We start from the raw sequence: 13,847 nt of genomic DNA on the forward strand, positions 1-13,847 counted from the left end.
AAAAAGTTTTCTTAATTTAGAACGAGACATTCGGCCGATTGTTGTCATAGTTATAAGACAAGTGTTACAATTATCATTAGGTATATACATTTTAGTTTTTTTAATTAGGAGAAAAATTGGCATAACATACATTTGATTTTTATAACGACTGATTGTAATAGAAAAAGAAAAAACAATCGGAAGTTTTATTTTAATAAAAAAGAGGAGCGTATTTCCTATGATCGGTATTTTAAAAAAGGTATTTGATGTAAATCAACGCCAAATTAAACGTATGCAGAAGACAGTTGAGCAAATTGATGCATTAGAATCATCTATTAAGCCACTAACAGATGAGCAATTAAAAGGAAAGACGCTTGAATTTAAAGAACGTCTAACAAAAGGTGAGACAGTAGATGATCTACTTCCAGAAGCTTTTGCAGTTGTTCGCGAAGCTGCGACTCGTGTTCTTGGAATGCGTCCGTACGGCGTGCAGTTAATGGGTGGTATTGCCTTACATGAAGGAAATATCTCTGAGATGAAAACGGGTGAAGGTAAAACGTTAACATCTACATTACCTGTATATTTAAATGCTTTAACAGGAAAAGGTGTTCACGTTGTTACGGTCAATGAATACTTAGCACAACGTGATGCGAGCGAAATGGGACAACTTCATGAGTTCCTTGGCTTAACAGTAGGAATTAACTTAAACAGTATGTCACGCGAAGAGAAACAAGAGGCTTATGCTGCTGATATTACGTATAGCACAAATAATGAGCTTGGATTCGATTACTTACGTGACAACATGGTTTTATATAGGGAACAGTGCGTTCAGCGTCCACTTCATTTTGCTATTATCGATGAAGTCGATTCTATTTTAGTCGATGAAGCACGTACGCCGCTTATTATTTCGGGACAAGCTCAAAAATCAACAGAGCTATACATGTTTGCAAATGCATTCGTTCGTACATTAGAAAATGAAAAAGAGTATTCATTTGATGTGAAAACGAAAAATGTAATGTTAACTGAAGATGGTATTACGAAAGCAGAGAAAGCTTTCCATATTGAAAACTTATTCGATTTAAAACATGTCGCACTTCTTCACCATATTAATCAGGCGCTCCGTGCACACGTTGTCATGCACCTTGATACAGATTATGTTGTACAAGAAGGCGAAATCGTAATTGTAGACCAATTCACTGGTCGTCTTATGAAAGGTCGTCGTTATAGCGAAGGTTTGCACCAAGCTATTGAAGCAAAAGAAGGCGTAGAAATTCAAAATGAAAGTATGACACTCGCAACAATTACGTTCCAGAACTATTTCCGTATGTATGAAAAGTTATCTGGTATGACTGGTACAGCGAAAACGGAAGAAGAAGAATTCCGTAGTATTTACAATATGAATGTTATCGTAATTCCAACGAACAAAGATATTATTCGTGATGACCGTGCTGATTTAATCTTCAAATCAATGGAAGGCAAATTCAATGCAGTTGTTGAGGATATTGTAAATCGTCATAAACAAGGGCAACCTATTCTTGTCGGAACAGTTGCAATTGAAACGTCAGAACTTATTTCAAAAATGTTAACACGTAAAGGTGTACGCCATAACATTTTAAATGCGAAAAACCATGCGCGAGAAGCAGATATCATTGCAGAAGCTGGTATGAAAGGTGCTGTAACGATTGCGACGAATATGGCTGGTCGTGGTACGGATATTAAGCTTGGAGACGATATTAAAAACGTTGGTCTAGCAGTTATCGGTACAGAGCGTCACGAAAGCCGTCGTATTGATAATCAGTTACGTGGTCGTGCTGGTCGTCAAGGGGACCCTGGTGTAACGCAGTTCTACTTGTCTATGGAAGATGAACTAATGCGCCGCTTCGGTTCTGACAATATGAAAGCGATGATGGATCGTCTTGGTATGGATGATTCACAGCCGATTGAAAGTAAAATGGTTTCTCGTGCGGTAGAATCTGCACAAAAACGCGTAGAAGGAAATAACTATGATGCACGTAAGCAGTTACTGCAGTACGATGATGTACTTCGTCAGCAACGTGAAGTTATTTACAAACAGCGTCAAGAAGTAATGGATTCTGAGAACTTACGCAGTATTATTGAAGGTATGATGAAATCTACAGTAGAACGTGCTGTTGCGCTTCATACACAAGAGGAAATTGAAGAAGATTGGAACATTAAAGGTCTTGTTGACTACTTAAATACAAACCTTCTGCAAGAAGGTGATATAAAAGAAGAAGAGTTACGTCGTCTTGCTCCAGAGGAAATGAGCGAGCCAATTATCACGAAATTAATAGAGCGTTACAACGACAAAGAAAAGCTTCTGCCAGAAGAGCAAATGCGTGAGTTTGAAAAAGTTGTTGTATTCCGTGTAGTAGATACGAAATGGACAGAGCATATTGATGCGATGGATCACCTTCGTGAAGGTATTCATTTACGTGCTTACGGTCAAATTGATCCACTTCGTGAGTATCAAATGGAAGGATTCGCAATGTTCGAGTCAATGATTGCTTCTATTGAAGAGGAAATCTCTCGTTACATTATGAAAGCTGAAATTGAACAAAACTTAGAGCGTCAAGAAGTTGTTCAAGGTGAAGCTGTTCATCCATCTAGTGATGGCGAAGAGGCGAAGAAAAAACCAGTTGTAAAAGGTGACCAAGTAGGCCGCAACGATTTATGTAAATGTGGTAGCGGTAAAAAATATAAAAACTGCTGTGGTATCGGGAAGTAATACAGGGCGATAGCCCAGGTTGCTTTGCAAAATTTTACATCAAAAATGTATAATTAAGAAAGTTTAAACTCTCTCCGTCATAAGTGGAGAGAGTTTCCCTTGTTCTCATAAGAAAGTAACAGCAATTACATAGAGGTGAAGGAAATGGAATTAGTAGAAATTAGACAAGAATTAGAGAAAATGGCTAAGAGATTAGCGGCTTTTAGGGGGTCTCTTTGACCTTCCTACTAAGGAGAAACAAATTGCAGAGTTAGAAGAGACAATGATGGGTGCAGGATTTTGGGATGACCAACAAGGTGCACAAGCTGTAATTAACGAAGCTAATGCACTGAAAGAGATGGTTGGAAAGTTCCGTCAGTTAGATGAGACCTTCGAAAATTTAGAAATCACGCATGAGCTTTTAAAAGAAGAGTATGATGAAGATTTACATGAGGAACTTGAATCTGAAGTGAAAGGCTTAATTCAAGAAATGAATGAGTATGAGCTTCAGTTATTACTAAGCGATCCTTATGATAAAAATAACGCTATTTTAGAATTACACCCAGGTGCTGGTGGAACAGAGTCACAAGACTGGGGTTCTATGTTATTACGTATGTACACACGTTGGGCTGAAAAACGTGGGTTTAAAGTAGAAACGGTTGACTACTTACCAGGTGATGAAGCTGGTATTAAGAGTGTTACTTTATTAATTAAAGGTCATAACGCTTACGGTTATTTAAAGGCAGAGAAAGGTGTACATCGTCTTGTACGTATTTCGCCATTCGATTCTTCAGGCCGTCGTCATACATCGTTCGTATCTTGTGAAGTTGTACCTGAGTTCAATGATGAAGTTGAAATCGAAATACGTTCAGAAGACTTAAAAGTTGATACGTACCGTGCAAGTGGTGCAGGTGGACAGCATATTAATACGACAGACTCAGCAGTTCGTATTACACATACACCAACAAACACAGTTGTAACATGTCAGTCAGAGCGTTCGCAAATTAAAAACCGTGAGCACGCGATGAAAATGTTAAAAGCGAAATTATATCAAAAGAAATTAGAAGAGCAACAAGCGGAGTTAGATGAAATTCGCGGTGAACAAAAAGAAATCGGATGGGGTAGCCAAATTCGTTCTTACGTATTCCACCCGTATTCTCTTGTGAAAGACCACCGTACAAATACAGAGGTTGGTAACGTACAAGCAGTTATGGATGGAGAAATTGATCCATTTATTGATGCTTACTTACGTTCTCGCATCTAATAAGCGAAAAAAAGCCAACAAAGTTGTCGGCGTATGCTGAGGATAATCGAGGATATAAAGAATTTGATTTTATTTCTATAGATGAAGTAAAGAGGAAGAGAAGTTGGAAACGACAACTTCTCTTTTTGATGAGATTATATGTAGCATACAATGTTGTATATTGTATTGTAAAAAGTAGAGAATAGTAAAACAGAGCGGTAATAGAGTAAGACTTGAACAGAACTTTTGTGATTTTCTGTTCAACAAGAATTCTTTATAGAAGTTTTTATGTTGTTCACAGAATTGAAACAACTTATGAAAGCTTTATATTATCAGGGTTTTTACTGTATTTTTGAAAAATATGAAATATACCTTAGTTTTTCTATATAAAGATAGTGCTTATAATGAAAATGAGTGTGTTAGGAATGAAAAGAATATCAACAATGGGGAGCGATAGAAGTGAAAAAGAAATTGTTGGCTATTGCGTTAGGAACATCAGTCGTTTTTGCTTTAGGAGCATGTGGAAATAAAGAAGAGAGTAAGCCTTCGAAACAATCTGCAAGCACAGATAGCGCAGAGCAAATTTACCAAAAAAGTTGTATAGGCTGTCACGCGAAAGATTTATCGGGAGCAACTGGACCGGATTTACGAAAAGTGGGACAGAAATATGATGCAGCAGAGATTGAAAAGATTATTGAAAAAGGTCGCGGTTCCATGTCACCAGGAATCATTCAAGGTGAGGATGCGAAAAAAGTAGCTGAGTGGTTAGCTGAACATAAATAAAAAAGGTAAACTGGACGGGTTGGTTATATAATCTTATCCCAAAATGATTTTGGGTAAGAACTATGACGACTCGTTTCCTTTTTTCGGGGTGTAACATAACTGTAACAAAAATGTATCCGAACTGGAAACCGTTTGATGTTACAATGAGGTTTGTAGAATTTTGCTGAAATATATTACATAGTAGTATTGCTTATAAAAAGATTGTAAGTAGACTACCTTCAACAAGAGTGGTTAAGCGAGAATAAAAGGTTATCTTTTATTTTCAGATGTACAGAAAAGTATTTCGAAAAAAATCATTAAGTATTGGGTGATAAATAATGATAAAAATGACGAATGTTTATAAGGAGTACCCGAATGGTATGAAAGCCATTGCTGGTCTCACAGTTAACATTAAACAAGGTGAGTTTGTATACGTAGTTGGACCGAGTGGAGCCGGGAAATCTACATTTATTAAAATGATGTATCGTGAAGAGAAGCCATCTACAGGATCAATTAATGTAAATGGACTTGTTATTGAAACATTAGCAGAAAGAGATGTTCCATATTTCCGTCGTCAATTAGGCGTAATTTTCCAAGATTTTAAATTACTACCTAAGTTAACGGTATATGAGAATGTTGCGTTTGCCTTAGAAGTAATTGAAGAAGAAAAAGAAGCCATTCGTGAGCGTGTAACAGAAGTTTTAGGTCTTGTAGGTCTTGAGGATCGTGCAGACGCACTACCAAGTGAACTTTCGGGCGGAGAGCAGCAACGTGTTGCGATTGCGAGAGCAATTGTTAATAGACCAAAGGTTGTAATTGCCGATGAGCCAACAGGTAACTTAGATATTGAAACAGCTCTTGATATTATGAAGATTTTTACGCGTATTAACGAGCGTGGTACAACGATTGTTATGGCGACACATAACTCAGATATCGTAAATACAATTCGTCATCGTGTAATCGCGATTGAAGGCGGAAAAATTGTTCGAGATGAGATTGAGGGAGGATACGGATATGAAGGCTAAGACCCTTAGTCGACATTTGCGAGAAGGTGTAAAGAATCTATCACGTAATGGATGGATGACGTTTGCTTCTGTTAGTGCAGTAACAGTTACATTATTACTTGTAGGTGTCTTTTTAACAGCGATTATGAATATGAACCATTTTGCGACGAAAGTAGAGCAAGATGTAGAAATTCGTGTACACATTGATCCAGCAGCAAAAGAAGCTGATCAAAAGAAATTAGAAGATGATATGAGTAAGATTGCGAAAGTAGAATCTATTAAATATTCTTCTAAAGAAGAAGAGCTAAAACGCTTAATTAAAAGCTTAGGTGATAGCGGAAAAACGTTTGAGTTATTTGAACAAGATAACCCACTTAAAAACGTATTTATTGTAAAAGCAAAAGAACCAACAGATACAGCAACAATCGCGAAAAAGATTGAGAAAATGCAGTTTGTAAGTAATGTTCAATACGGTAAAGGCCAAGTTGAAAAATTATTTGATACTGTAAAAACAGGACGTAATATCGGGATTGCGTTAATTGCAGGTCTTTTATTCACAGCGATGTTCTTAATCTCTAATACAATTAAAATTACAATTTATGCTCGTAGTACAGAAATCGAAATTATGAAACTGGTAGGTGCAACAAACTGGTTTATTCGTTGGCCGTTCTTATTAGAGGGATTATTCCTAGGAGTATTAGGATCAATTATTCCAATTGGCTTAATTCTAGTTACGTATAATTCACTACAAAGTGTGTTTAACGAAAAACTTGGCGGAACAATTTTCGAACTTCTACCATACAGTCCTTTCGTATTCCAATTAGCTGGTTTACTAGTGTTAATCGGGGCTTTAATCGGTATGTGGGGAAGTGTAATGTCAATTCGTCGCTTCTTAAAAGTATAAAAAGTTGCAAACATAATTCGTACAAGCTTATCATATAGTAGAAATAGGTAAAGGCATCACACACTGTGTGATGCCTTTTGCTACACCACCTGTGTGTTTTGGAAAGGGGAATTCCGCATTGAAACGTAGAGTTGCAATTATTGGAATGGTTGTTGCATTTTTAATTGGTGCTGGCGGAATGTTTGCAGGTATGTCTTTATTTGGGGTTAACCCAGCAGAAGTAACGCAAACAATTTCGAGTGGAAACGCTAGCACCTCACAAGGGAATTTGGCAAAAATTAATGAGGCGTATGCACTAATTGATTCACGTTATGTGGAAGACGTGAAGGATGACAAGTTAGTCGAAGGTGCAATACAAGGCATGTTGTCTACGCTGAAGGACCCTTATTCCACGTATATGGATAAAGAAACGGCTAAACAGTTTAGTGAATCGCTTGATCCTGAGCTAGAGGGGATCGGGGCTGAGGTGAACAAAACGGACGGTAAGCTTATTATCGTATCTCCAATTAAAGGCTCACCGGCAGAAAAGATTGGAATTAAACCGAATGACCAAATTTTATCTGTAGATGGAAATAGTGTGAAAGATTTATCACGTGAAGAAGCAGTATTAAAGATTCGTGGTAAAAAAGGAACGACTGTCGCGATTGAAATTAAGCGTGCAGGAGTAGCTGATCCGATTGTATTTAAAATTAAGCGTGAAAAAATTCCAATCTTCACAGTGTTTAGTTCTGTGAAACAAGAGAGTGGAAAAGATATCGGTTATATGCAAATCACTTCTTTTGCTGAAAATACGGCGAAAGAATTTAAGGATCAGTTAAAAGAGTTAGAGAAGAAAAATATAAAAGGCTTAGTTATTGATGTGCGTGGTAATCCTGGTGGCTACTTAAATAGTGTAGAAGAGATACTAGGGGAAATTATGACGGATAAAAAGCCGATGCTACAAGTAGAGCAACGAAATGGTGAGAAAAAGAAATTCTCTACGGAACTGAAAGAGAAAAAGCCATATCCAATTTCAGTATTAATTGATAACGGAAGTGCTTCTGCTTCAGAGATTTTAGCGGGTGCGCTAAAAGAGGGAGAAGGATACGATTTAATTGGTGAAAAAACGTTTGGTAAAGGTACTGTTCAGCAAGCCGTTCCATTTAAAGATGGCAGCAACATTAAATTAACGATGTTTAAATGGTTAACACCGGATGGAAACTGGATTCATAAAAAAGGAATCGCGCCAACAGTAGAAGTGAAGCAACCAGATTATTATCATGCGACACCAATTCAAATTGAAAAGACACTTTCATACAATTCAAATGATGTGCAAGTAAAACACGCGCAAGAAATGCTTAAGAGTTTAGGATATGTACCAGGACGTGAAGATGGATACTTTAGTAAAGAGACAGAATCAGCGCTGAAAGCATTCCAAAATGCGAATGAGATGGAAGCGACAGGACAGCTGGATAAAAAGACAGCTGAGGCGATTCAAACTAAAATTATTGAAAAAATCCGTTCTGGAGAAAACGATCTACAATTACAGTCAGCATTAAAGTTAATAGTGAAATAAAAAGAAATACAGGCAGTTTGCTGCCTGTATTTTTTTGTGTTAAACAAACGTTTGTCCAGTTATGATAATATAAAAAGAAAGAATGATATAAATGGTGGTGATTGGGTTCGTGGAGGCATGGATTTTTGAAATAATGCGGGCAGTTGGACGTTTTTTCTTACACCCTGCTGTCTATGTATTTTTAATAAGTAGTATCTTCGTTGGATACTTACGTATGTTACGAGAACGAAAGGATTTTTCCTTTAAAGTTTATGATATTTGGTTTGAACTGCGAACATCTCTATTTGCGGGAGTTGGATACGGATTAATCGTATCTATTATTACAATTGGACTTGGCCTTGTTGTTTCCAAAACGAGCTTATGGGTCATCTTACTTTGGACGTTATTATTTGGATTAACTGCTATGTATCGATATTTATCAGCAGCTTATACATTTAGTATCGCAATTGTATGCGTTCTATTATCTTCTAAGCTACCAGTTTCCTTCTTACAGCTTGGAGAAGGGGAAGAGAGTACGATTGTATCTCTTGCTATTTTACTAGGTGTCATGCTCGTTGTAGAGGGCTTGTTGATTTCTAAAAATGCAGTAGGATATTCTACGCCGAAGATTCGTAAGGGTAAGCGTGGGCTAAAGATTGGTTTACACGAATCAAAGCGTTTATGGATCGTTCCTATTTTTATTCTTGTACCAGGTGATGCAGTAACACAGTTTATTTCATGGTGGCCTGTCGTTTCAATCGGTTCACATACCTATTCTCTATTCCTCGTTCCATTTTTAATTGGATTTATGAGAAAGATTAGAAGTTATGAGCCAACAGAAGCTTTATTATTCACAGGAAGACGTGTCTACGGATTAGCAGGAATTGTACTTGTTTTAGGAATCGCAAGTTATTGGTGGCACGTACTTGCCATTATCGCAATGGGAGTCGCAATGCTTGGGCGTTTCACAATTTCCATGCAAGAAAAAATTGCGGATGAGACAAGACCGGCGTACTTCGCTGCACGTAATGATGGGCTTGTTGTATTAGATACAATCCCGAATACAATTGGGGCAGAGCTGAATTTACTGCCTGGAGAAGTAATTACGAAAGTAAATGGAGTCATTCCAGGAAGCGCTGAGGAATTTTATGATGCGCTTCAAACGAAGACGACGGGAGCATTTTGTAAGTTAGAAGTATTAGATACAAATGGAGAGCTTCGCCTTGCTCAAACGGCATTATACGCTGGGGGACATCATGAATTAGGTATTGTATTTGTTCAGCAGGAGCATGAGTGGGATTCGGAAGCGATGTAATAATAAAATGAAAGAAGAGGTTATATAACATTGTAGTTATATAGCCTCTTCTTTTTTGATTTACGGTTTTACTTGAGCGTAATGTTGCACAACAAACTCACGAAACGTTTGTGCAGCAAGTGATAAGTAGTGTTTTTCATTCCATACTAAATGAGGCGTCCATTGGCAAACGGGCTCTTCAATATGGAGAAGCGTTAGCGGGGGTAATTCCTTTTTTGCTGCGATTGGTAAAAAAGCAACGCCAAGTCCAGTGCGTACTAAGCCGCTTATTGCTGCAGGTTCATCTCCTTCACATACAATGTTAGGCGTAAACCCAGCTTGTCTGCAGAAATTGTCTGTAATCTCACGGAAGCTATACCCTGGTTTTAGGGAGATAAAAGGATCATTTGCTACTTCACTTAGCTTGATACGATCGCGATCTTTGAGTCGATGTGTACTTGGTACAGCTAGTACGATCTCTTCGGTCATTAATGGAAGACTATAGACTCCTAGTCGATCAATAGGTGAAGGTGTGAGACAAAAGTCGATTTCGCCTTTTTCAAGAAGCTGAATTTTTAATTCTTCTGTAGATGCTTGTGTTATGCGGAAGTTAATGTGTGGATATAGGGCTAGGAAAGGTGCTAGCAATTCAGAGACCCGATTTAAAGTTGTAGTAGCTACTACAACACTTCCTTGTTCTAATCCAGCCATATCTGTAACTTGTCGTTTGCCTACTTCGAGTGCCTCAAGGGCTGTATCCACTTGCTTGAGAAAAGCCTTTCCGAAAGTGTTTAGACGGATTTTTCGTCCGATTCGATCAAATAAGGGAACCCCTAACTCTTCTTCTAATCGAGAGATAGTAACGCTTAAAGCTGGTTGGGAGATATGAAGTTCTTGTGCCGCTTTTGTTATATGTTCCGTCCGAGCGACTGTCTTAAAATACTTGAGCTGCAGCAATTCCATAAATTATGTTCACCTTCTCTTATATACTCGAAGTTATTAATATGATAGTTATTTTATATTTTTGTTTATCAATAATCAATTTTATAATAGGAGTGTGAAAAGAAATACTGTAAGAATTTATATATAGATAAAAAATGAGGTGGATGATTTTTGGATATTCAAAAATATTTAGAGCATATTCAATCTGAAAAAAGAGAGGTAAGTTTCTCTTACTTATCTCATCTTCAAAAGCAACATGTACTCAACGTTCACTTTGAGAATCTTGATATTCTTGCAAGAAAACCTCTATCTTTGCGTGAAGAAGATTTATATCAAAAAATTGTTCATGCGAAGAAGGGTGGCGTGTGCTACGAGTTAAACGGAATATTTTATTTTCTGCTAAAAGAATTAGGATTTGATCCCTATCTTATGGCAGGAACTGTATATGTAAGAGAAGGAATTTGGGCTCTTGAAAATGCTCATTTATTCATAATCGCACCAATTGATCATAAAGAGTATTTGGTGGATGTAGGCATGGGCGGTAATTCACCGAGAATTCCTGTTCCGTTGAATGGAGAGGAAGTTGTGGATAGTGATGGTCTTTACCGAGTAAATAAAGACGAGACAACATCATTTTATTATTTGCAAAAAAAGACGGATGATGATTGGGAGATGCTATATCGATTTGAACAGCCGTCTCATAAATGGAACTTGGAAAACATTCATCCAATTTGTGTCTTAACTGAAACAGCTCCAGAATCAATGTTCAATAAGGTGTATTTCCTTTCACGAGTTACAGAAAATGGGCGCATCACCTTGTTAGGAGACACACTGATTATTGTTGATGGAAAAGAAAAAACAAAAGAAAAGCTAGAAAAACATGAGATTAAAGAAACTGTTCGTCGTTATTTTCAAATCCAAGTGTAGTGAGGGGATTTTAGGGTGGGTTAATATGTAACTTTAGATCTACAAGTTAAACCGTTTATTGCACAGTTGGAAGTTACCGGATAAGAACAGAGAAGCGAAAGATTTATCAGGAGTATGATAAGTTTTGAACTATTTAAAGGATGTATTTGTGAAAAAATAAAAGGAACGAAACTTATCAGTAGAGCACTTTGGGTTGAATGCGATCCGTAACATATAGAAATGAAGCCTAATTTCTCATGGATATAAATGAGGAGTTAGGCTTTTTAAATTTATCCACTTTTTTAGTTTCATAGACGGATAACTTGAATAATTATTTGATAATGGTTATCATTTAGGGAGTCTTTTTAATTTTGGAAAATGGAGGTAAGATATGCTACGTAAATTTTTTTCTTACTATAAACCGTATAAAGGTTTATTTATACTCGACTTTTCTTGCGCAGTTGTCGCAGGGTTACTAGAACTTGGCTTCCCGCTTATCGTAAATCAATTTATTGATAAGTTATTGCCCGGACAAAACTGGACGCTTATTTTATGGGCTTGTTTCGGTTTACTTGCAGTGTATATATTAAATGCAGGCTTACAATATGTCGTTACATATTGGGGACATATGCTTGGTGTTAACATTGAAACAGATATGAGGCAGAAATTATTTGATCACATTCAAAAGCTATCATTCAGATTTTTTGACAATAATAAAACAGGTCATTTAATTTCACGTCTTACAAACGACTTAATGGAAATTGGGGAAATTGCTCACCATGGGCCAGAAGATTTATTTATCGCTGTTATGACTTTAGTTGGGGCATTCTCATTTATGATGATGATCAACTGGAAGTTAGCGCTATTAACGTTCTTCGTCATTCCATTCCTATTATGGTTGGCACTTTACTTCAATAAAAAAATGACAGGTACGTTTAGACGTCTATTCTCAGACGTTGCTGATTTCAATGCATGTATTGAGAACAACGTTGGCGGTATCCGTGTTGTACAAGCATTCGGAAATGAAAAGTTTGAGAAAGAGCAATTTGCTGTTAACAACGCTCGTTTCCGTACAACGAAATTAATGGCGTATAAAATTATGGCATTAAATTCATCGATTAGTTATATGCTCATGCGTCTCGTAACACTCTTCGTCTTAATATGCGGTACATGGTTTGTTCTGCAAGGTGAATTAACGTACGGTGGATTTATCGGATTCGTTCTATTAACGAATATTTTCTTCCGCCCAATTGAAAAAATTAATGCGGTAATCGAAAGCTATCCGAAAGGAATCGCTGGTTTTAAGAGGTATGTAGAGCTTCTTGAAACAGAGCCAGATATTGTAGACTCTAAAGATGCGATGGAAGTTAAACATGTACATGGTGATATTCAATATAGCAACGTTACATTCGGGTATGAAAACAAAGAACCGATTTTAAATGATATTAGTTTGAAAATACATGCAGGTGAAACAGTTGCGTTCGTAGGACCATCAGGAGCTGGAAAAACGACGTTATGTAGTCTATTACCACGTTTTTATGAACAATCGTCTGGATCGATTCAAATTGATGGTATTGATACGAAAGATATGACGTTATCTTCACTTCGTAAGCAAATTGGAATTGTGCAGCAAGATGTGTTCTTATTCTCAGGAACAATTCGTGAAAATATCGCTTACGGAAACTTAAAGGCGTCAGAAGCTGAAATTTGGCAGGCAGTAAAACGTGCGCAGTTAGAAGACTTAATTTACTCACAACCAGACGGTTTAGATACCGTTATCGGTGAGCGTGGTGTGAAACTTTCTGGTGGACAGAAGCAACGTCTAGCGATTGCTCGTATGTTCTTGAAAAACCCGCCAATTTTAATATTAGATGAAGCGACTTCCGCATTAGATACAGAGACGGAACTTGCGATTCAAAAATCACTTGCTGAACTATCTGTCGGCCGTACAACATTAGTTATCGCTCACAGACTTGCAACGATTAAAAATGCAGATCGTATCGTCGTTGTAAATAAAGATGGTATTGCAGAACAAGGTTCACATGATGAATTAATTGAGCAAGGCGGAGGATACAGCAGGTTATACGAAGCACAGTTCAGTTCATAAATATAATTTCTACTGAATTAGCACATCATATAAGTAGATGGAAATCTCATATGGGAGGCTATGAAGCATGATTGTAACAACAACGTCTACAATTCAAGGAAAAGAAATTATTGAGTATATCGATATCGTCAATGGAGAGGCGATTATGGGCGCGAATATCGTTCGTGACCTTTTCGCCTCTGTCCGTGACGTTGTCGGCGGTCGTGCAGGTGCTTATGAAAGTAAATTAAAAGAAGCACGCGACATCGCAATGGAAGAGATGAAAACTTTCGCAAGACAAAAAAATGCGAATGCAATTGTTGGTATCGACGTGGATTACGAAGTAGTTCGCGAAGGAATGCTAATGGTTGCAGTGAGCGGAACTGCTGTCCGTATTTAAAGTGAAAAGCCGTGCTGATGCACGGCTTTTCACTTTTATTAATGCTATTCTATGTCGAAGTTCCAATA

Annotated in this window: 11 protein-coding genes; 10 read left to right on the plus strand and 1 reads right to left on the minus strand. The window is 37.4% G+C overall.

What is annotated here, in order from left to right; all coding sequences use genetic code 11:
* Positions 1-217 precede the first annotated feature (217 nt).
* From secA to QEP67_RS01495, 7 genes are all read left to right on the plus strand, one after another.
* Positions 218-2,725, plus strand: coding sequence for a preprotein translocase subunit SecA (gene secA / locus QEP67_RS01465; RefSeq protein WP_000579394.1), 2,508 nt, complete (start codon positions 218-220; stop codon positions 2,723-2,725).
* A 144-nt stretch (positions 2,726-2,869) separates the two neighbouring features.
* Positions 2,870-3,968, plus strand: a protein-coding gene (gene prfB / locus QEP67_RS01470) for a peptide chain release factor 2 (protein ID WP_096001656.1) whose coding sequence is annotated in 2 segments (ribosomal slippage) — positions 2,870-2,941 and positions 2,943-3,968 — 1,098 coding nt in all. Because the reading frame shifts where the segments join, the coding sequence is not laid out codon by codon here.
* Between the two features lie 438 nt (positions 3,969-4,406).
* A complete protein-coding gene (cccB, locus tag QEP67_RS01475; protein WP_000727965.1) occupies positions 4,407-4,730 on the plus strand; it encodes a cytochrome c551 in 324 nt (107 codons plus the stop codon).
* A 359-nt stretch (positions 4,731-5,089) separates the two neighbouring features.
* Positions 5,090-5,734 carry a cell division ATP-binding protein FtsE gene (gene ftsE, locus QEP67_RS01480; RefSeq protein ID WP_002096203.1) on the plus strand — a complete coding sequence of 215 codons (645 nt, stop codon included), beginning with the start codon at positions 5,090-5,092 and terminating at the stop codon, positions 5,732-5,734.
* A complete protein-coding gene (ftsX, locus tag QEP67_RS01485) occupies positions 5,724-6,617 on the plus strand; it encodes a permease-like cell division protein FtsX (protein ID WP_000645020.1) in 894 nt (297 codons plus the stop codon). The genes ftsE and ftsX overlap by 11 nt, the downstream gene beginning before the upstream one ends.
* A 70-nt stretch (positions 6,618-6,687) precedes the next feature.
* Entirely contained in the window at positions 6,688-8,172 is a 1,485-nt protein-coding gene (locus QEP67_RS01490) for a S41 family peptidase (RefSeq protein ID WP_033658939.1), read from the plus strand.
* A 91-nt stretch (positions 8,173-8,263) separates the two neighbouring features.
* Positions 8,264-9,466: a PDZ domain-containing protein gene (locus QEP67_RS01495; protein ID WP_048566663.1), complete on the plus strand. Its 1,203-nt coding sequence runs from the start codon at positions 8,264-8,266 to the stop codon at positions 9,464-9,466.
* Between the two features lie 60 nt (positions 9,467-9,526).
* On the opposite strand, the gene QEP67_RS01500 is transcribed toward QEP67_RS01495, so the two are convergent.
* On the minus strand, positions 9,527-10,408 hold the full coding sequence (locus QEP67_RS01500; RefSeq protein WP_000421891.1) for a LysR family transcriptional regulator: 882 nt from the start codon (positions 10,406-10,408) through the stop codon (positions 9,527-9,529).
* A 150-nt stretch (positions 10,409-10,558) separates the two neighbouring features.
* Between QEP67_RS01500 and QEP67_RS01505 the strand changes: the two genes are divergently transcribed.
* The 3 genes from QEP67_RS01505 to QEP67_RS01515 all read left to right on the plus strand — a co-directional run bounded on the left by QEP67_RS01505 (position 10,559) and on the right by QEP67_RS01515 (position 13,779).
* The gene (locus QEP67_RS01505; protein WP_000354455.1) at positions 10,559-11,314 is read left to right on the plus strand and encodes an arylamine N-acetyltransferase; all 756 of its coding nucleotides are present in this window, start codon (positions 10,559-10,561) and stop codon (positions 11,312-11,314) included.
* 370 nt (positions 11,315-11,684) lie between these two features.
* Positions 11,685-13,400, plus strand: a complete 1,716-nt coding sequence (locus tag QEP67_RS01510; RefSeq protein ID WP_000944611.1) for an ABC transporter ATP-binding protein — start codon at positions 11,685-11,687, stop codon at positions 13,398-13,400.
* Positions 13,401-13,467: 67 nt separating this feature from the next.
* The gene (locus tag QEP67_RS01515; RefSeq protein WP_000637523.1) at positions 13,468-13,779 is read left to right on the plus strand and encodes a heavy metal-binding domain-containing protein; all 312 of its coding nucleotides are present in this window, start codon (positions 13,468-13,470) and stop codon (positions 13,777-13,779) included.
* Positions 13,780-13,847 lie beyond the last annotated feature (68 nt).

Source organism: Bacillus cereus group sp. MS39 (assembly GCF_040448665.1).
Classification (GTDB): Bacteria; Bacillota; Bacilli; order Bacillales; family Bacillaceae_G; genus Bacillus_A; species Bacillus_A wiedmannii.

Excerpts from the sequence above, each read along its gene's own strand:
- QEP67_RS01515 (WP_000637523.1), top strand. The coding sequence starts at position 13,468 with ATGATTGTAACAACAACGTCTACAATTCAAGGAAAAGAAATTATTGAG.
- ftsE (WP_002096203.1), top strand. The coding sequence starts at position 5,090 with ATGAAAGCCATTGCTGGTCTCACAGTTAACATTAAACAAGGTGAGTTT.
- QEP67_RS01490 (WP_033658939.1), top strand. The coding sequence starts at position 6,688 with ATGCCTTTTGCTACACCACCTGTGTGTTTTGGAAAGGGGAATTCCGCA.
- QEP67_RS01500 (WP_000421891.1), bottom strand. The coding sequence starts at position 10,408 with ATGGAATTGCTGCAGCTCAAGTATTTTAAGACAGTCGCTCGGACGGAA.
- QEP67_RS01510 (WP_000944611.1), top strand. The coding sequence starts at position 11,685 with ATGCTACGTAAATTTTTTTCTTACTATAAACCGTATAAAGGTTTATTT.
- QEP67_RS01495 (WP_048566663.1), top strand. The coding sequence starts at position 8,264 with ATGGTGGTGATTGGGTTCGTGGAGGCATGGATTTTTGAAATAATGCGG.
- secA (WP_000579394.1), top strand. The coding sequence starts at position 218 with ATGATCGGTATTTTAAAAAAGGTATTTGATGTAAATCAACGCCAAATT.
- ftsX (WP_000645020.1), top strand. The coding sequence starts at position 5,724 with ATGAAGGCTAAGACCCTTAGTCGACATTTGCGAGAAGGTGTAAAGAAT.